The sequence below is a fragment of the Streptomyces violaceusniger Tu 4113 genome, assembly GCF_000147815.2.
GTDB lineage: Bacteria > Actinomycetota > Actinomycetes > Streptomycetales > Streptomycetaceae > Streptomyces > Streptomyces violaceusniger_A.
Genome location: NC_015957.1, coordinates 478,592 through 498,291, shown reverse-complemented (window position 1 = coordinate 498,291; position 19,700 = coordinate 478,592). Strand labels below are relative to the sequence as shown.

General features: G+C 67.1%; 12 protein-coding genes and 3 rRNA genes. 5 read left to right on the top strand and 10 right to left on the bottom strand.

From position 1 onward, the window contains the following. Nucleotides 1–12: 12 nt before the first annotated feature. The 7 genes from STRVI_RS02240 to STRVI_RS02210 all read right to left on the bottom strand — a co-directional run bounded on the left by STRVI_RS02240 (nt 13) and on the right by STRVI_RS02210 (nt 9,237). Nucleotides 13–828 carry a phosphatase gene (locus tag STRVI_RS02240; protein ID WP_014053988.1) on the bottom strand — a complete coding sequence of 272 codons (816 nt, stop codon included), beginning with the start codon at nt 826–828 and terminating at the stop codon, nt 13–15. A gap of 136 nt (nt 829–964) precedes the next feature. Further along, the gene (locus STRVI_RS02235; RefSeq protein WP_014053987.1) at nt 965–2,137 is read right to left on the bottom strand and encodes an acetoin utilization protein AcuC; all 1,173 of its coding nucleotides are present in this window, start codon (nt 2,135–2,137) and stop codon (nt 965–967) included. Next, nucleotides 2,106–3,332 (bottom strand): MFS transporter, encoded by a 1,227-nt coding sequence (locus STRVI_RS02230; protein WP_014053986.1) that lies wholly within the window; start codon nt 3,330–3,332, stop codon nt 2,106–2,108. The genes STRVI_RS02235 and STRVI_RS02230 overlap by 32 nt, the downstream gene beginning before the upstream one ends. A 24-nt stretch (nt 3,333–3,356) precedes the next feature. After that, a complete protein-coding gene (locus STRVI_RS02225; RefSeq protein ID WP_014053985.1) occupies nt 3,357–4,013 on the bottom strand; it encodes an HAD family hydrolase in 657 nt (218 codons plus the stop codon). Nucleotides 4,014–4,089: 76 nt separating this feature from the next. Continuing rightward, nucleotides 4,090–4,206 (bottom strand): 5S ribosomal RNA (rrf, locus tag STRVI_RS02220). 94 nt (nt 4,207–4,300) lie between these two features. Further along, nucleotides 4,301–7,420: ribosomal RNA gene (locus STRVI_RS02215) — 23S ribosomal RNA — on the bottom strand. A 290-nt stretch (nt 7,421–7,710) separates the two neighbouring features. Further along, a 16S ribosomal RNA gene (locus STRVI_RS02210) occupies nt 7,711–9,237 on the bottom strand. The 16S, 23S and 5S rRNA genes sit together here, the layout of an rRNA operon. A 733-nt stretch (nt 9,238–9,970) precedes the next feature. Between STRVI_RS02210 and trpS the strand changes: the two genes are divergently transcribed. After that, nucleotides 9,971–10,990, top strand: coding sequence for a tryptophan--tRNA ligase (gene trpS / locus STRVI_RS02205; protein ID WP_014053984.1), 1,020 nt, complete (start codon nt 9,971–9,973; stop codon nt 10,988–10,990). 19 nt (nt 10,991–11,009) lie between these two features. On the opposite strand, the gene proC is transcribed toward trpS, so the two are convergent. Further along, complete coding sequence (gene proC, locus STRVI_RS02200; RefSeq protein WP_014053983.1) at nt 11,010–11,819, bottom strand: pyrroline-5-carboxylate reductase; 810 nt, start codon at nt 11,817–11,819, stop codon at nt 11,010–11,012. 359 nt (nt 11,820–12,178) lie between these two features. Here proC and STRVI_RS47345 point away from each other — a divergent pair, with 359 nt between their 5' ends. Next, complete coding sequence (locus tag STRVI_RS47345) at nt 12,179–12,514, top strand: hypothetical protein (RefSeq protein WP_251982541.1); 336 nt, start codon at nt 12,179–12,181, stop codon at nt 12,512–12,514. 177 nt (nt 12,515–12,691) lie between these two features. After that, the gene (locus STRVI_RS02195; protein WP_014053981.1) at nt 12,692–14,248 is read left to right on the top strand and encodes a SulP family inorganic anion transporter; all 1,557 of its coding nucleotides are present in this window, start codon (nt 12,692–12,694) and stop codon (nt 14,246–14,248) included. A 90-nt stretch (nt 14,249–14,338) separates the two neighbouring features. On the opposite strand, the gene STRVI_RS02190 is transcribed toward STRVI_RS02195, so the two are convergent. Beyond that, nucleotides 14,339–14,674, bottom strand: coding sequence for an SH3 domain-containing protein (locus STRVI_RS02190; protein WP_014053980.1), 336 nt, complete (start codon nt 14,672–14,674; stop codon nt 14,339–14,341). Between the two features lie 146 nt (nt 14,675–14,820). On the opposite strand from STRVI_RS02190, the gene STRVI_RS02185 reads away from it, so the two are divergent. Together STRVI_RS02185 and STRVI_RS02180 are read left to right on the top strand one after the other, a co-directional pair. Next, entirely contained in the window at nt 14,821–17,151 is a 2,331-nt protein-coding gene (locus STRVI_RS02185) for a serine/threonine-protein kinase (protein ID WP_043235279.1), read from the top strand. 37 nt (nt 17,152–17,188) lie between these two features. Then, entirely contained in the window at nt 17,189–17,650 is a 462-nt protein-coding gene (locus STRVI_RS02180) for a PQQ-binding-like beta-propeller repeat protein (protein WP_078505076.1), read from the top strand. Here the strand turns inward: STRVI_RS02180 and ilvD are convergent. After that, nucleotides 17,634–19,484: a dihydroxy-acid dehydratase gene (gene ilvD / locus STRVI_RS02175; protein ID WP_043235274.1), complete on the bottom strand. Its 1,851-nt coding sequence runs from the start codon at nt 19,482–19,484 to the stop codon at nt 17,634–17,636. The two genes, STRVI_RS02180 and ilvD, sit on opposite strands and share 17 nt — an antisense overlap. Nucleotides 19,485–19,700: the final 216 nt, after the last annotated feature.

Genomic DNA, 19,700 nt, shown 5'->3' with positions numbered 1-19,700 from the left:
GCGATCGGACGCCTACTGTGACAGACACGCTCGATTGAGTACATAGCGAGTAAGCGGCCGGTAGTAACCAGACCGCACAGCGTCATCAAGCGGAACGGCGACGGACACCCGTCCCTCGGCCTCCCCGACGAACAGCGCGGGGTCATCCGTATCCCCGAGCCCGATGGCCTCAAAGCCGAGCTGACCTGCACCGCAGACCCATCCGTGGTCCCCGATGACCAGTCCCGGCAGCGGGCCGCCGGACTCCACGGCAGAGCCGAGCGCGACCCGAACCGGGAGCGGCGAGTGGCTGTGGGCGCCCGGCTCACTCACGGACGGGCGAGCGCCGGGCGCCTGCACCATCGCAATACCTCGTACGTAGGCGAGCCGGTGGGTACGTACGCCGAACCGCGTCGTTATGTCGATACATCTACCGTGCGCGGGAGTGAGGACACGGCAGCCCGCCGCCGAGAGCGCCGACGCCAACGCGGCGTAGAAGCCGAGGAGACGGTGGGGATGGCCGGTGCCGAGGAGCACGGGGAGCCGGTCCTGGGCGGCGGCGCGCAGCCGGTCCGCGAAGGCATGCAGCGCGGCGATCGTCAGCTCTGGATCGATCACATCCGGCCCCGAAACGTTGGCCGGGTCGACCGAAACCCCGCATTTGGCGCCCATCAGGCTGAGCAATTCCACAAAGGACCAGTCGTATTCGGGCTCCAGACCGAGCAGCACCCGGGGGTCCCGGGCGGCGAAGAGCCGATAGCGGCGCAGGCTCTCCTCCCGGCTCGTCGCCACGGGTCCGGCGAGCCGCGCCGCCAGCAGATGCGCGCGCAGCGCGGCAGTACTCAACACGTCACCGATGCTGACGGACGCGGCCCGCCGACCGCCCGGTTATGCCGGCAGACCCCACGGTTGGCGTAACGCCCGTTTGGTCAGAGCCTCGTCCGGGCGTTCCCGGTCGGCGTGGAGAGGCTTTGCCTGGGGCGATTCACGGAAGCAGCCCATGGTGCGGGAAGACCGCCCGGCGCGTCGCCAGGATCGCCTGGTCCAGCCGGTCCGCGGGGTCGTACCCGGACTCGGCGAACTCCCGCCAGCTCGGCTCCCGCCCGTCCGTCATCCGCCGCGGCGCGTCCATCCGGGTCCGCCGGTACACCTCCTGCCGCCACTCCTCCGGCACCGGCGCGGCGGGCTCGACCGGCCGCCCCGCCGCGATCGCGACCAGATGCGTCCAGGACCGCGGCACCACGTCCACCACCGCATAGCCGCCGCCCCCGAGCGCGACCCAGCGCCCGTCCGCATGCTCATGCGCCAGCCGGTGACAGCTCTCGGCGACCGCCCGCTGCGCGTCGACCGTCACCGCCAAGTGGGCCAGCGGGTCCTCGACATGGGTGTCCGCGCCATGCTGGGTCACCAGCACCTGCGGACGGAACGCCGCCAGCAGCTCCGGCACCACCGCGTGAAAGGCCCGCAGCCATCCCTCGTCCGAGGTCCCGGCCGGCAGCGCCACATTGACCGCCGAGCCCTCGGCGCCCTCCCCGCCCGCCTCCTCCGGCCAGCCGGTCTGCGGGAACAGGGTCCGGGGGTGCTCATGCAGCGAGATCGTCAGTACCCGAGGATCGTCCCAGAAGGCCGCCTGGACCCCGTCCCCGTGATGGACATCCACATCCACGTACGCGACCCGCTCCGCGCCCAGCTCCAGGAGCCGCGCGACCGCCAGCGCCGCGTCGTTGTAGATACAGAACCCGGACGCGCCCCGGGGCATCGCATGGTGCAGCCCGCCCGCGAAGTTCACCGCGTGCAGCGCCTCTCCGCGCCATACGTCCTCGGCGGCGCCGACCGACTGCCCGGCGATCAGCGCGGACGCCTCGTGCATCCCCGCGAAGGCCGGATCGTCGATCGTCCCCAGGCCGTACGAACCGTCCGCCGATTCCGGGGCGGCCGAGGCCCGCCGTACCGCCTCGATGTACTCCTGCCCGTGGACCAGGCGCAGCGTCGACTCCCCGGCCGGCTTGGCGGCCACCACTTGGACCGCCCGGTCCAGCCCGTACGCCTGCACCAACCGCATGGTCAGCGCGAGCCGCACCGGGTCCATCGGGTGCCCGGCGCCGAAGTCGTATCCGGTTACTTCCTCATCCCACATCAACTGTGCGCGGCCGCTCATGCCCGTCACCGTATCCGGCTGGTACAGGGGTGAACGACCTCGCGTACCGGATCGTCACCAGCACGAGCGCCATCGGCACCAGCATCGCCGCCCGGTAACTCCACGCACCGCCCAGGGCGCCGACGAGCGGTGAGCCGATGAGAAAGCCCACGTAGTTGAAGATGTTGAGGCGGGCGACCGCGGCATCGGACGCCCCGGGGAAGAGCCGCCCCGCGGCCGCGAAGGTCTGCGGCACCAGCACGCACAACCCCAGCCCCAGCAGCGTGAACCCGCCCATCCCCGCCCATGGGCCGGGCGCCGCCGCGACCACCGCGAAACCGGCGCCCGCGAGCAGCGCCCCGGCCCGGACCACGGCGACCGCGCCGAAGCGCCGCACCCCGAAGTCGCCGAAGGAGCGGCCGAGGAGCGTGGTGACCATATAGACGTTGTACGGGATCGTGGCCAACTGCTCGGAGCTGTGCAGCACGTCCTCCAGATACTTGGCGCTCCAGTTGGAGACGGTCGAGTCCCCGATATAGGCGAAGGCCATGACGAGACAGAGCGGCAGCAGCGCCCGCATGCTCACGGCGGCACCGTGGTCGTCGGCTTGGTGCTCGACTTGGGGGTCGGCCAGGTGGTCGGCTCGGCGGTCCACGTACCAGCGGCCGGCGATCAGCGCGACGGGCACCAGGGTGGCCACCAGCGGTGCGTAGAGCGTGGGCAGCGACAGGTCCCAGTGCGCGCCCACCCAGGCCAGCGAGGCCCCGGCGATCCCGCCCAGGCTGTACGCGCCATGGAAGCCGAGCATGATGCTGCGGCCGTACGCGCGCTGCAGGCTCACTCCGAGCATGTTCATCGACGCGTCGAGCGCCCCGACGGTCAGCCCGAACACCGCGAGAGCCGCCGCGAGCTGCCATACCGTCGTACCCGATCCAGCGGCCAGCAGGGCGACGGAGACGATGGGCTGCACCACGCGGAGGACGAGCCCCGGACGCATCCGCTTGACGAGATGCTCGGTGCCGACGCTGCCCGCACCGGCGAGGATCGGCACGGCGGCCAGGAAGAGGGGCAGCAGCCCATCGGATATCCCGTACCGATCCTGCAGCGCGGGTATGCGCGTCACCAGCAGAGCGAAGATCGCGCCCTGGACGAAGAAACTGATGGCCAATGAGGCCCGGCCCTGCCGAAGTCGGCGGCTCGGACGCGAATCCGTCATGGCCGTGGAGCGTACGGCCCCGAACTACTTGTGGGTAGAGGTGAGCAACCCTCGCAGTTCGGCCATGTGGACGAAACGGTCGCTGGCCGCGGCGAGCTTGGCGGCGGGTGTCATGGCCGTGTAGCCGTACACGTCCATCCCTGCGGCCACGGCTGCCTGGACCCCGAGCGGGCTGTCCTCGACGACGGCACAGCGCCCGCGCGCCACCCCCATCCGCTCGGCCGCGTGCAGAAACAGATCCGGGGCGGGCTTGCCGCGGCCCACGTCCTCGGAGCTGAAGATGTGGTCCTCACCGAAGAGGTCGTACAGCCCGGTCGTACGGAGGGCGACACGGATGCGCTCATGGCTTCCGGAGGAGGCGACGCAGTACGGAATCCCGTCGGCCCGCAGCTTCTCCAGCACCTCGGACACCCCGGCCACCGGCTGCAGCTCCTGGCGGAAGGCGTCGAAGACCCGGCCGTGGAAGGTGCTGTCGAAGTCCGACGGCAGCTGCCGGCCCCAACGCTCGAGGACCAGCTCGTGGATGCGATGCATGGCGGAGCCCATGTAGTCGCGTATGGAGTCCTCGTAGCTGGTGGGGTGCCCCAACTCCGTGAGGTAGGCGGCGAGAATCCGATTGGAGATGGACTCGCTGTCCACGAGCACTCCATCGTTGTCGAAGATGACCAGGTCATAGCGCATGAGGCCAGCCTACAAACTGAAATGAGAAAAGCCCGGTTGAGAGCCGAAGCTCCCAACCGGGCTTTTCTTAATATTTGTTCGGCGGTGTCCTACTCTCCCACAGGGTCCCCCCTGCAGTACCATCGGCGCTGAAAGGCTTAGCTTCCGGGTTCGAAATGTAACCGGGCGTTTCCCTAACGCTATGACCACCGAAACACTATAAAGCTGAACCGGAACCACACCCCAAACAAGAGGGGGGTTCAATACGGTTCGTTGCTTCAGAACCAACACAGTGGACGCGAGCACCTGAGGACAAGCCCTCGGCCTATTAGTACCAGTCAACTCCACCGGTTACCCGGCTTCCATATCTGGCCTATCAACCCAGTCGTCTACTGGGAGCCTTAACCCATCAAGTGGGTGGGAGTCCTCATCTCGAAGCAGGCTTCCCGCTTAGATGCTTTCAGCGGTTATCCCTCCCGAACGTAGCCAACCAGCCATGCCCTTGGCAGGACAACTGGCACACCAGACGGTTCGTCCGTCCCGGTCCTCTCGTACTAGGGACAGCCCTTCTCAAGACTCCTACGCGCACAGCGGATAGGGACCGAACTGTCTCACGACGTTCTAAACCCAGCTCGCGTACCGCTTTAATGGGCGAACAGCCCAACCCTTGGGACCGACTCCAGCCCCAGGATGCGACGAGCCGACATCGAGGTGCCAAACCATCCCGTCGATATGGACTCTTGGGGAAGATCAGCCTGTTATCCCCGGGGTACCTTTTATCCGTTGAGCGACGGCGCTTCCACAAGCCACCGCCGGATCACTAGTCCCGACTTTCGTCCCTGCTCGACCCGTCGGTCTCACAGTCAAGCTCCCTTGTGCACTTACACTCAACACCTGATTGCCAACCAGGCTGAGGGAACCTTTGGGCGCCTCCGTTACCCTTTAGGAGGCAACCGCCCCAGTTAAACTACCCACCAGACACTGTCCCTGATCCGGATCACGGACCCAGGTTAGACATCCAGCACGACCAGAGTGGTATTTCAACAATGACTCCCCCTGAACTGGCGTCCAGAGTTCACAGTCTCCCACCTATCCTACACAAGCCGAACCGAACACCAATATCAAGCTATAGTAAAGGTCCCGGGGTCTTTCCGTCCTGCTGCGCGAAACGAGCATCTTTACTCGTAGTGCAATTTCACCGGGCCTATGGTTGAGACAGTCGAGAAGTCGTTACGCCATTCGTGCAGGTCGGAACTTACCCGACAAGGAATTTCGCTACCTTAGGATGGTTATAGTTACCACCGCCGTTTACTGGCGCTTAAGTTCTCAGCTTCGCCACACCGAAATGTGACTAACCGGTCCCCTTAACGTTCCAGCACCGGGCAGGCGTCAGTCCGTATACATCGCCTTACGGCTTCGCACGGACCTGTGTTTTTAGTAAACAGTCGCTTCTCGCTGGTCTCTGCGGCCACCACCGGCTCACACCGCAAGGGTGATCACCAACAATGGCCCCCCTTCTCCCGAAGTTACGGGGGCATTTTGCCGAGTTCCTTAACCATAGTTCACCCGAACGCCTCGGTATTCTCTACCTGACCACCTGAGTCGGTTTAGGGTACGGGCCGCCATGAAACTCGCTAGAGGCTTTTCTCGACAGCATAGGATCATCCACTTCACCACAATCGGCTCGGCATCAGGTCTCACCCACATGAGGGACGGATTTACCTACCCCTCGGGCTACACCCTTACCCCGGGACAACCACCGCCCGGGCTGGACTACCTTCCTGCGTCACCCCATCACTCACCTACTACAGGTCTGGACCGTCGGCTCCACCACTCCCCTTTGCCCGAAGGCTCCAGGGCGGCTTCACGGACTTAGCATCGCCTGGTTCGACGTTGACGCTTCAAAGCGGGTACCGGAATATCAACCGGTTGTCCATCGACTACGCCTGTCGGCCTCGCCTTAGGTCCCGACTTACCCTGGGCAGATCAGCTTGACCCAGGAACCCTTAGTCAATCGGCGCACACGTTTCCCACGTGTGTATCGCTACTCATGCCTGCATTCTCACTCGTGAACCATCCACAACTCGCTTACACGGCTGCTTCACCCGGCACACGACGCTCCCCTACCCATCACAGCCCCCGTTGGGGGTAATGCTGCAATGACACGACTTCGGCGGTACGCTTGAGCCCCGCTACATTGTCGGCGCGGAATCACTTGACCAGTGAGCTATTACGCACTCTTTCAAGGATGGCTGCTTCTAAGCCAACCTCCTGGTTGTCTCTGCGACTCCACATCCTTTCCCACTTAGCGTACGCTTAGGGGCCTTAGTCGATGCTCTGGGCTGTTTCCCTCTCGACCATGGAGCTTATCCCCCACAGTCTCACTGCCGCGCTCTCACTTACCGGCATTCGGAGTTTGGCTAAGGTCAGTAACCCGGTAGGGCCCATCGCCTATCCAGTGCTCTACCTCCGGCAAGAAACACACGACGCTGCACCTAAATGCATTTCGGGGAGAACCAGCTATCACGGAGTTTGATTGGCCTTTCACCCCTAACCACAGGTCATCCCCCAGGTTTTCAACCCTGGTGGGTTCGGTCCTCCACGAAGTCTTACCTCCGCTTCAACCTGCCCATGGCTAGATCACTCCGCTTCGGGTCTTGAGCGCGCTACTATGTCGCCCTATTCGGACTCGCTTTCGCTACGGCTTCCCCACACGGGTTAACCTCGCAACACACCGCAAACTCGCAGGCTCATTCTTCAAAAGGCACGCAGTCACGACGCAGAGACGAATCCCTGCGCGACGCTCCCACGGCTTGTAGGCACACGGTTTCAGGTACTATTTCACTCCGCTCCCGCGGTACTTTTCACCATTCCCTCACGGTACTATCCGCTATCGGTCACCAGGGAATATTTAGGCTTAGCGGGTGGTCCCGCCAGATTCACACGGGATTTCTCGGGCCCCGTGCTACTTGGGAGATGAGCAAGCAAGCCATCACAATTTCAGCTACGGGGGTCTTACCCTCTTTGCCGGACCTTTCGCATGTCCTTCGCCTATCGCAATGGTTTCTAACTCGCCCAGTCGCCGGCAGACGACTGAAGCTCATTCCCACAACCCCGCATGCGCAACCCCTGCCGGGTATCACACACATACGGTTTAGCCTCATCCGGTTTCGCTCGCCACTACTCCCGGAATCACGGTTGTTTTCTCTTCCTGCGGGTACTGAGATGTTTCACTTCCCCGCGTTCCCTCCACATACCCTATGTGTTCAGGTATGGGTGACAGCCCATGACGACTGCCGGGTTTCCCCATTCGGACACCCCCGGATCAAAGCTCGGTTGACAGCTCCCCGGGGCCTATCGCGGCCTCCCACGTCCTTCATCGGTTCCTGGTACCAAGGCATCCACCGTGCGCCCTTAAAAACTTGGCCACAGATGCTCGCGTCCACTGTGCAGTTCTCAAACAACGACCCGTACCCCGTCACCCACACCCATTGATGTGGTTCACCGGGACCGGTCGAAAGGGACGAGCGTCATAGCCCGTGCCCTCAGACACCCAACAGCGTGCCCGGCCCGACCCCCTGCATCCAGCGGTCTCGTTCCACGCCCCGAGGGGCAGTACTAGAGACAGCGGACCAGACGGCCGTGCCGAATAGTCAACGTTCCACCCATGAGCAAACCGTGCGAGACATGCGCTCGCAGTCGGCTATGTGCTCCTTAGAAAGGAGGTGATCCAGCCGCACCTTCCGGTACGGCTACCTTGTTACGACTTCGTCCCAATCGCCAGTCCCACCTTCGACGGCTCCCCCCACAAGGGTTGGGCCACCGGCTTCGGGTGTTACCGACTTTCGTGACGTGACGGGCGGTGTGTACAAGGCCCGGGAACGTATTCACCGCAGCAATGCTGATCTGCGATTACTAGCGACTCCGACTTCATGGGGTCGAGTTGCAGACCCCAATCCGAACTGAGACCGGCTTTTTGAGATTCGCTCCACCTCACGGCTTCGCAGCTCATTGTACCGGCCATTGTAGCACGTGTGCAGCCCAAGACATAAGGGGCATGATGACTTGACGTCGTCCCCACCTTCCTCCGAGTTGACCCCGGCAGTCTCCTGTGAGTCCCCATCACCCCGAAAGGCATGCTGGCAACACAGAACAAGGGTTGCGCTCGTTGCGGGACTTAACCCAACATCTCACGACACGAGCTGACGACAGCCATGCACCACCTGTACACCGACCACAAGGGGGCCCCTGTCTCCAGAGGTTTCCGGTGTATGTCAAGCCTTGGTAAGGTTCTTCGCGTTGCGTCGAATTAAGCCACATGCTCCGCCGCTTGTGCGGGCCCCCGTCAATTCCTTTGAGTTTTAGCCTTGCGGCCGTACTCCCCAGGCGGGGAACTTAATGCGTTAGCTGCGGCGCGGACGACGTGGAATGTCGCCCACACCTAGTTCCCAACGTTTACGGCGTGGACTACCAGGGTATCTAATCCTGTTCGCTCCCCACGCTTTCGCTCCTCAGCGTCAGTATCGGCCCAGAGATCCGCCTTCGCCACCGGTGTTCCTCCTGATATCTGCGCATTTCACCGCTACACCAGGAATTCCGATCTCCCCTACCGAACTCTAGCCTGCCCGTATCGAATGCAGACCCGGAGTTAAGCCCCGGGCTTTCACATCCGACGTGACAAGCCGCCTACGAGCTCTTTACGCCCAATAATTCCGGACAACGCTTGCGCCCTACGTATTACCGCGGCTGCTGGCACGTAGTTAGCCGGCGCTTCTTCTGCAGGTACCGTCACTCTCGCTTCTTCCCTGCTGAAAGAGGTTTACAACCCGAAGGCCGTCATCCCTCACGCGGCGTCGCTGCATCAGGCTTTCGCCCATTGTGCAATATTCCCCACTGCTGCCTCCCGTAGGAGTCTGGGCCGTGTCTCAGTCCCAGTGTGGCCGGTCGCCCTCTCAGGCCGGCTACCCGTCGTCGCCTTGGTAGGCCATCACCCCACCAACAAGCTGATAGGCCGCGGGCTCATCCTGCACCGCCGGAGCTTTCCACACGCATCCCATGCGGGAGCGTGTCATATCCGGTATTAGACCCCGTTTCCAGGGCTTGTCCCAGAGTGCAGGGCAGATTGCCCACGTGTTACTCACCCGTTCGCCACTAATCCCCGGCCGAAACCGGTTCATCGTTCGACTTGCATGTGTTAAGCACGCCGCCAGCGTTCGTCCTGAGCCAGGATCAAACTCTCCGTGAATGCTTCCGGGATATCCCGGTCACACAGTCACGAGAGCGGAGCAGACCGGAGGAATAATCCAGTCCGCCCACAGCGTCCTCGCTGTGTATTTTTCCAAAGGAACCTCGTCCGAGATGGACGGGGTATCAACATATCTGGCGTTGACTTTTGGCACGCTGTTGAGTTCTCAAGGAACGGACGCTTCCTTTGAAACCGTTTCACCGGTCTCTCCGGGCGCTTCCCTTCGGTGTTTCCAACCTTACCAGACCCGTTTTCCGTTCCGTTTCCGGTCCGAATTCCGTTTCCGGCCCCCTGCTGGAGCGGGGTCTTTCGCGCCTTCCGGCGTGATCACTACTTTAGCGGATTCCCCCGGAAGCTCATAATCGAGCTTCCCGATCCGAATTCCGGCATGCCGAAATCCATCCCGATGAGGGACCGTGCAGAAGTGGTTTGCCGCCGGTGCGGCTCGAGTGGCTGCCGCGTTTCCCCGCAGGGCTCCGTGGCAACTCGGTGAACAGTACACGACGCCTCGAGGACCATCAAACTCATGGCCGGACGCCCCGTCAGGGCGTACCGTCCAGGGCATGACGAGCGCATGTGTGCACCCACGGTGGTGGGCCGCCTGACGGCGGCCGCCTCTATCAACACATGCGCAACCACGGCCGCCGCTCCGGCGGCCGTTCGCGTAGCTCCCTCCCCGCGAAGCCCGGCCGGCCGGGTCGGCGGTCCCGACACAGCGGGAGATGGCAGAGAGATGACGGAGACGAAGACGGCGCGACGCCGGATCTTCAGTGGGATCAAACCGAGTGGGCATCTGACCCTCGGCAACTACCTCGGGGCCGTACGCCGGTGGGTTCAGGAGGACCAGCACCGTGCCGACGCGCTGTTCTGCGTCGTCGATCTGCACGCGCTCACGGTGGAGCACGATCCGGCACGGGTGCGGCGGCTCACCCGGCAGGCCGCCACGCTGCTGCTGGCCTCGGGGCTCGACCCCGAGCAGTGCACGCTGTTCGTCCAGAGCCAGGTGGACGAGCACGCGCGGCTGTCCTATCTCATGGAGTGCACGGCCACCGACGGCCAGATGCGGCGGATGATCCAGTACAAGGAGAAGGTCGCACGGGAACAGGCGAGGGGGCGGAGCGTACGGCTGTCGCTGCTCACCTATCCGGCGCTGATGGCGGCCGACATCCTCGTCTATGGCACGCATGAGGTGCCCGTCGGCGAGGACCAGACGCAACATGTCGAGCTGGCCCGGGATCTGGCGCAACGCTTCAACCAGCGGTACGGACCGGTCTTCACCGTGCCTCGGGCCACTCAGCCGCGGGTCTCGGCGCGGGTGATGGATCTGCAGGACCCCACCTCGAAGATGGGGAAGTCGCATGCGGAGACGGCGGGCATCGTCTATCTGCTCGATGAGCCGGACATGGTGCGGAAGAAGATCATGCGGGCCGTCACGGACAGCGGAACCGAGGTGCGGTACGACCGGACGGAGCAGCCGGGGGTGGCCAATCTGCTGGATGTGCTCGCCTCGTGCACCGATGGAAAGCCGGAGGTGCTGGCCGAGGAGTTCAGCTCGTACGGGGCGCTGAAGCGGGCCACGGCGGATGCGGTGCTGGAACTGCTGCGGCCGCTTCAGGCCCGGCACGCGGAGCTGTGCGCCGACCCCTCTTATATGGACGGGGTGCTGCGGGCCGGGGCCGAGCGGGCGCGTGGGCTGGCCCGGCCCCGGGTGGACGAGGCGTATGCGGCGGTCGGACTGCTGCCGCCCGCCTGAGCAAAGCGGCTGGTCGGCGTCAGCCGTTCCCGGAGGCGAGCTCGCGGCTGCGGTCGCGGGCCGCCTCCAGCGCGGCGATCAGCGCGGCGCGCACCCCGTGGCTCTCGAGCTCGCGGATGGCGTTGATCGTGGTGCCCGCCGGGGAGGTCACGGCCTCCCGCAGCTTGACCGGGTGCTGATCGCTGTCGCGCAGCATCACCGCGGCGCCGATGGCCGCCTGGACGATCAGGTCATGGGCCTTGTCGCGGGGCAGGCCCAGCAGGATGCCCGCGTCGGTCATGGCCTCGACGAGGAAGTAGAAGTAGGCCGGGCCGGAGCCGGAGAGGGCGGTCGCGGCGTCCTGCTGGGACTCGGGGACGCGCAGCGTCTTGCCGACGCCGCCGAAGATCGCCTCGGTGTGGGCGAGGTGCTCCTCGGTGGCGTGGCTGCCCGCCGAGATGACGGACATGGCCTCGTCGACCAGTGCGGGGGTGTTGGTCATCACACGGACGACCGGGGTGCCGGCGGCCAGGCGCGCCTCGAAGAAGGAGGTGGGGATGCCGGCGGCGCCGGAGATCACCAGCCGGTCGGCGGGGACGTGTGGGGCGAGCTCATCGAGCAGGGCGCCCATGTCCTGCGGTTTGACGGTGAGGATGAGGGTGTCGGCGGACTTGGCCGCCTCGGCGTTGGAGACGGCCTCGACGCCGTGGCGCGAACGGAGCTCCTCGGCGCGCTCGGGGCGGCGGGCCGTGACCAGGAGGTCGGACGGTGACCAGCCACCTCGGATCATTCCGCTGAGAAGGGCTTCACCGATCTTTCCCGTGCCGAGCACGGCGACCTTCTCCGTCATAGTGCGGCTCTCCTCATACCTGAGCGGGTCGTGCTGTGCTGCATGTGTGTTCTCCGCCATCTTCCCACGGGTGGCCGATTCCCCCTGGCTCTTATGAATTACTTATTCGTCGTTCGATGAATTAATATTTTCGCGCCACCCGGCGTGACCGGGAGGCCGCTTTGCGCCAGCGCCTATGGGGGCGCCCGGAACCAAGCAGTCCTGTTCGATGACTCCGAGTTCACAAGTCGGTTACATATCGACTTGCAAATGGTCACGGTCTCATGGACACAATGGGGGTCGGTGTCTATACGTACGGGAGGGGGGCGATGGTGAGGAGCATTCGGCATACCGCTCACGCACTGGTAACGGCGGTAGCCGTGTTGCTTGCCCTCTTCATCGCGGCTGATTGCGCGTCCGCGCAGGTCATCCATCCCGAAACGAGCAGCGTCACCGCTTCAGCCGATCCGCGGCCGGCCACGGAATCGTCGGTCGCCGCGCACGGCGACAACGGAACAGAAGACTGCAAGGGGCTCCGCGGACGGGCCCCGCTGACCGCTCCCACACCGAGCGGCAAATACGGATGTGTGTGCGGTTGCGATACCGGTGTTCCGGTGCCGCGTACCGCCATCTCCACATCGATCACCGAACGGCAAGCCGTTCCGGTGTCGAGATCGGGCGAGCTGCCCGTCATCCTCCAGATCTTCCGCTGCTGAGAGCTACACCGCCGTAGCCCGGCGGTTCATCTCACACCGTTTCAACGCTTTTCACGCTTCTCGCAGCAAGCGATCTCAACCGCCAGCGACCGATTCCATCGATCCCACTGACGTAGCGTTATGCCGTGCCCCCGCCTGCCCATGAGCCGGTGACGGGGCGCACTGGAGGCAGCCCTCATGCGAAACTCTCTCCTTGACCGTTTCCGTGGTGCCGGAGGCACCTCAGGCTCATCCGGCGCCAAAACATTCCGCGCCGACTTCACCGCTTCTCTCGTCGTCTTTCTCGTCGCCGTCCCCCTGTGCGTGGGGGTGGCGGTGGCCTCGGGTGTTCCGGCCGAACTCGGCCTGATCACCGGCATCGTCGGCGGGCTGGTCACCGGCTTCCTGCCGGGCAGCAGCCTGCAGGTCTCCGGCCCGGCCGCCGGTCTGACCGTGCTGGTGTACGAGGCCGTGGAGCAATACGGCGTCGCCGCACTCGGCGTCCTCGTCCTGATCTCCGGACTGCTGCAGCTTGCCATGGGGGCGTTCGGCCTCGGCCGCTGGTTCCGGGCGATCTCCGTCGCCGTGGTGCAGGGCATGCTCGCGGGCATCGGCCTGGTGCTGATCGCCGGACAGCTCTACGCGCTCGCCGACGCCAAGGCGCCGACCAGCGGGCTCGACAAGATCTTCGGCATTCCGGAGCTCATCGGGGACGTGGCCGGTTCCGGGGACGCCCTGAAGGCGCTCGCCGTGGGCGTCGGCACCATCGCGGTCCTGGTGCTGTGGCCGCGTTTCCGCCAGGGCGCCAAGGTGCTGCCCGCACCGCTGGCGGCCGTCGCGCTCGCCACTGCCTCGACCGTGATCTTCGACCTGCCGATCGCGCGAGTCGAGGTCAAGGGTCTGCTGGACGCCATCCAGCCGCCTGGCGGCAGTGAGTTCCAAGCGCTCGCCGAGGTGGGCGTCATCGGCACCGTGCTCGCCTTCACGCTGATCGCCTCGGCCGAGAGCCTGTTCAGCGCCGCGGCCGTGGACCGGCTGCACGACGGTGCCCGCACCGACTACGACAAGGAGCTCATGGCGCAGGGCGCGGGCAACGCGGTGTGCGGTGTCCTCGGCGCCCTGCCGATGACCGCGGTGATCGTGCGGAGCGCGGCCAATGTGCAGGCCGGCGCGAAGACGAAGGCATCGCGGGTGCTGCACGGTGTGTGGCTGCTGATCTTCGCGGTGCTCTTCCCCTCGGCCCTGGGCATCATCCCGGTGGCGACGCTCGCCGGTGTGCTGGTGTATTCGGGCTGGAAGCTGATCCCGACCAAGGACCTGGTGCCGCTGTGGCGGGCCCACCGCGGTGAGGCGATCATCCTGGTCGTCACCGCCGGCGCGATCGTGATCACCAATATGTTCGAGGGCGTGGTCATCGGTCTGCTGATGGCCGTGGCCAAGACGGCCTGGGAGACCTCGCATGTGCATGTCGAGGTCAGCGGGCGCGAGGACGGTGCCGGTGCCGGCGACGGTGCCGGTGCCGGTGCCGACGACAAGCCGCTGCACGTCCGGGTGCGCGGTCACGCGACCTTCCTGCGGCTGCCCAAGCTGCTGGACGAGCTGGAGGGGCTGCCCCGGGAGCGGGAGGTCGAGCTCGACCTGACCGGGCTGCGCCACGTGGACCACGCCTGTGAGATGGCGCTGGCCACCTGGGCCGAGCGGCACAACGCGGTGGTCAAGCGGGACGCCGCCCTCGAGGAGCAGGTCCCGGCGTAACGAACACCCGGGGGGATACGCCCCCTTCCGTCATCCGGCCCCCGGCGTCGCACTCGCGGCTCCGGGGGCCGGCTGCGCTCCGGCCGTGGGTCAGCCGCAGGGCACGGTGACGAAGCCGTCGCTGCCGGTCCTCACATACGCGTCGGACACGTACTGGCCCGGGGCGATGCTGTCCCAGATGTCCGTGGTGCCGTACGGTCCGGAGACCTGCTCGCCGTGCCGCTGGCAGCGGATGGGGACACGGGTGTTGTACGGCAGCACCTTGACGACTCTGTGGTTGGTGCCGGGCCCGCTGCGGACGTTCACCTGGTAGCCGGGCGCGGTCGGATAGGTGATCGCTCCGGCGGTGGCCATGACGTCGGCGGCGTCGGTGGCGCTTGCGGTGTCGGTGGTGGCGACGGTTTCCGCGGTCTCTTCAATGGCCATGACGGCCCCTCCCCCGTTGAACTGCTTTCCGAAGTTGTGCACATGTCGTGTGAAGTGACACGACATGCGGAGGCTAACAAGGCTCGCACGTGTCATCGACTAGGCTCGCCGAGTCGCGAATGCGGCCGAATTCACGGGGGTGGGGCATGCCGCCGGTGCACAGAGCCGGGACGGGGCCGGAAGCGGAGGATCCGGAATACGCCGGGCAGTACCGGCTCGAGGCGCGCCTCGGTTCGGGTGGCATGGGCGTGGTCCATCTGGCCCGCTCGCCCTCGGGACGGCATCTCGCGGTCAAGGTCGTCCATGCCGCGTACGCCGAAGACCCCGAGTTCCGGGCGCGGTTCCGGCAGGAGGTGGCGGCCGCCCGGCGGGTCAGCGGCGCGTTCACGGCGCCCGTGGTGGATGCCGACCCGGAGGGGCCGAGGCCCTGGATGGCCACCCTCTACATCCCCGGCCCGACCATCGCCGAACACGTCAAGCGGAGCGGCCCGTTGCCGCCGGACGAGACAGTGCAACTGGCCGCGGGGCTCGCGGAGGCGCTGCGGGACATCCATCGGGTGGGCGTGGTGCACCGCGATCTCAAGCCGAGCAATGTGCTGCTCGCGGCGGACGGCCCGAAGGTCATCGACTTCGGCATCTCGCGGCCGTCCGACAGCGAACTGCGCACCGAGACAGGGCAGTTGATCGGTACTCCGCCGTTCATGGCGCCGGAGCAGTTCCAGCGGCCGCGTGCGGTGGGCCCGGCGGCGGATGTGTTCGCGCTGGGTTCGCTGCTGGTCCACGCGGCCACCGGGCGGGGGCCGTTCGAGTCCGAGAGCCCGTACATCGTGGCGTACCAGGTGGTGCACGACGAGGCGGATCTGGCGGGGGTGCCGGATGAGCTGCTGCCGCTGATCCAGCGGTGCCTGGCCAAGAACCCCGAGGAACGCCCCACGCCCGACGCCCTGATGACGGTCCTGCGCGCCGTCCGCGGCCCCCATCCGCCGATGCCCCGCGGCCCCGTCCGGCTGGTGCCGCAGCAGCGGACGCCGGAGCCGCACTCCCTGCCGGGCGGGCGCGCGGAGCAGGTCGGCGGCGCCACGGATACGCATGTGAAGGCGGCCTCTGAGCCCGCGCCCCGGCTCATGAAGGACATGAAGGCCGAGCCGGAACGGGGCGCGGACGAGGCCGAGTCGGTGACGAGCGGGCCCGTGACGGACGGGCCGGTGGCGGACGAGTCCATGGCCGACGGGCCGGGGGCCCGGCGGCGGGGGATCCGGCGGTGGGCCCTGTCCGGGCTCGCGGCCCTCGTGCTGCTGGGCGCGGGCACGGTTGTCGCGCTGCGCCCGTTCGGCGACGCGGACGCGTCCGGCGGGCGGCAGCCGCGGAACAGCGCGGCGACCACGGAGGCCTGGCGCCCCTGGACGACGGGGCTGGACGTCGGAAAGGCCGCGGGCTCGGGGGCGCGGCCCGCGTTCTGCTCGTACGGAGCGGGCGCGCTGTACTGCACCCGGCGCGGTATCGAGGCCGCCCGGGTCGATCCGGACGACGGCCGGGTGGTCTGGTCGCGGCCGTCCGCGGCCGGGAGCCCCGGTGACGGCGAGGCGGTCTCCGCTCCCGTGTTCTCCGGCGGTCTGGTGCAGACGGTGTCGCAGGACGGCGGGCGGCTGCGGGCGCTCGACCCCACGACCCACGACGTCCGCTGGAGCCGCGAGGTGTCCCGTTACGACGGCGGCGTCTACGCCTCGGGCGACACCGTGCTGCTGGCCGCGCCGGACGGCACGGTCACGGCGGTGAACGGCGCGACGAACAAGGAGCGTTGGAGCCATCGGCTGCCGGGCCACGCCCGGCCCGCCTTCTTCTCGTACGGCGACGGCCGCACGGCGTACGCCGTGACCGCAGCGGGCGATGGCGCGCACACGGTGGTCACGGCGGTGGACACGGTGCGCGGTGACACGCGCTGGCACGCCTCGCTCAGCGGCAACCTCACCCCGGCCGGGAGCGGCCCCGGCGGAGTGCTGCTGCTGACCGAGACGGACACCCGGACCCGTACCACCGCCGTCGTCCGCTACGACCCGGAGCGGCGTACGGCGCGGCGGGTCGCGCTGTCCGCGCCGGTGTCCGCGACCAGTGTCGTCACCAGCGGCGACCGGGTGTACGTGCTGGGCTCGGACGGCGGGTTGGTGGCCGTCGACACCGGGCGCGAGGGTGCGGCGCGGGCGCGGCTCTGGCGCCTGGAGACCTCGGTGGCCAACGCCTCGCCCCTGGTGGCGGCGGACGGACGGCTGTACTTCTCGGCGGCGGACGGCCGGCTGCTGGCCGTGGACGCCGAGCGGGGCGAGGTGATCGGCGAGACCCGCCGCTCGCGCGGGGGCGCGGCCGGTCGCGGCTTTCTGGATCTGATGCCTGCGCCGGTGGTGGCGGACGGCAAGGTGTTCGCGACGGGACCGGACGGCACGGTGTTCGCGGTGGACGGACGGGATCCGGCTGGTTGGTGAGGGTGTCCGGCGGACCACGCGGCGGAGCCGCATATCGATGCTTTCCCCCTACCCGCCCCTTCCCGCAGCATCGGGTTGCGGCTCCGCCGCGTGGGGGCTCCGCCCCTGGGCTCCGCTCCTCAAGTGCCGGAGGGAGGGGCTCTCCGCCCAGCAGACCCAGCCCACCCTGGTGGGCGACACGCTCTACTTCGTCCGGCAGAACGGCGAGGTCACCGCCGTCACCACGGCCGGAAAACGGCTGTGGAGCGAGGCGACGGAGGTGGAGTGGCTGGGCGCGCCCGTGGTGTCCGGGCGCCGGAACGCGCTGTATCCGGCCACCGCCGCCGGCCGCACGGTCGCGCTGGACCGCGGGGACGGCCGGGTGCTGTGGCGGGGCAAGGCGCGGACCGACCCCGGTGGCGTCCCCGCCGAGCTGACGCTGAGCGGTGACGCCCTCACCACGGTCTACGGATACGACACCGTGGAGGCGGCCGGGACGGACGTCAGCCGAGGCGGCTGATGTCGCGGACCGCGCCCTTGTCGGCGCTGGTGGCCATCGCCGCGTAGGCGCGCAGTGCGGTGGACACCTTGCGCTCGCGGTTCTTCGGGGTGTAGACGCCGCCGAGGGCCTCGCGACGGGCCGCCAACTCCTCCTCGCTCACGAGGAGTTCGATGGTGCGGCCGGGGATGTCGATGCGGACCCGGTCGCCGTCCCGGACCAGGGCGATGGTGCCGCCGGACGCCGCCTCGGGCGAGGCGTGGCCGATGGACAGGCCCGAGGTGCCGCCGGAGAAGCGGCCATCGGTGACCAGCGCGCAGGCCTTGCCGAGGCCCCGGCCCTTGAGGAAGGAGGTGGGGTAGAGCATCTCCTGCATACCGGGGCCGCCCTTGGGGCCCTCGTAGCGGATGACGACGACGTCACCCTCCTTGACCTGCTTGCCCAGGATCCGCTCGACGGCCTCCTCCTGGGATTCGCAGACCACGGCGGGGCCCTCGAAGGTCCAGATCGACTCGTCCACGCCCGCGGTCTTCACCACGCAGCCGTCGACGGCCAGATTGCCCTTGAGGACGGCCAGCCCGCCGTCCTGGGAGTAGGCGTGCTCCAGGTCGCGGATGCAGCCGCCGGCGGCGTCCGTGTCCAGCGTGTCCCAGCGCTCGGACTGCGAGAAGGCGGTGGCGGAGCGCTTGCAGCCGGGGGCCGCGTGCCACAGCTCGACGGCCTCGGCGGACGGCGAACCGCCGCGCACGTCCCAGGTCTTGAGCCAGTCGGCGAGCGAGGAGCTGTGCACGGAGTGGACGTCCTCGTTCAGCATCCCGGCGCGGAACAGCTCGCCGAGGATCGCCGGAATGCCGCCCGCGCGGTGCACGTCCTCCATGTAGTACGTGCCGCCGGGGGCCACGTTCGGAGCGACCTTGGCCAGGCAGGGCACCCGGCGCGAGACCTCGTTGATGTCGTCGAGGTCGTAGTCGAGACCGGCCTCCTGGGCGGCGGCCAGCAGATGCAGGATCGTGTTGGTCGAGCCGCCCATGGCGATGTCGAGCGCCATGGCGTTGTCGAAGGCGGCGCGGGTGCCGATGGAGCGCGGCAGAACGGTCTCGTCGTCGTGGTCGTAGTGGCGCTTGGTGATGTCCACGACCGTACGGCCGGCGGTCTCGTAGAGCGCCCTGCGGGCGGTGTGGGTGGCCAGCACCGAGCCGTTGCCCGGCAGGGAGAGGCCGATCGCCTCGGTCAGGCAGTTCATCGAGTTGGCGGTGAACATGCCGGAACAGGAGCCGCAGGTCGGGCAGGCGTTGTTCTCGATACGGAGGATGTCCTCGTCCGAGACGTTTTCGTTGACCGCGTCCGAGATCGCGTTGATCAGGTCCAGCTTGCGGACGGTGCCGTCGACGAGCGTGGCCCGGCCGGCCTCCATGGGGCCGCCGGAGACGAAGACGGTCGGGATGTTGAGCCGCATCGCGGCCATCAGCATCCCGGGCGTGATCTTGTCGCAGTTGGAGATGCAGATCAGCGCGTCGGCGCAGTGCGCCTCGACCATGTACTCCACGGAGTCGGCGATCAGATCGCGGGAGGGGAGGCTGTAGAGCATCCCGCCGTGGCCCATGGCGATGCCGTCGTCCACGGCGATGGTGTTGAACTCGCGCGGAATGCCACCCGCCGCGTGGATCGCCTCGCTGACGATCCGGCCGACCGGCTGGAGGTGGGTGTGGCCGGGCACGAACTCGGTGAAGCTGTTGGCCACGGCGATGATCGGCTTGCCGAAGTCCTCGCGCGCTACGCCGGACGCCTGCATAAGGGCGCGGGCGCCCGCCATGTTGCGGCCATGGGTGACGGTGCGAGACCTCAGCTCGGGCACAGTGCTCGGCTCCCTCGTGATACGTGCGTCCAGCGAATGGGACGCCCGGCGAATCGGATCGGAGTCTTCTGAGCCTACGCCTGTGTCCATGGATCCGGATGGTCCGTCCGGATCCAGAGACGGTGGGGTCACTGTGTGGAAGGACCCGGTCAGCTCTCGGTCAGCGCACGGCCCGGCCGTCCGCGATCAGCTCTCGGTCAGCGCACGGCCGCCCGC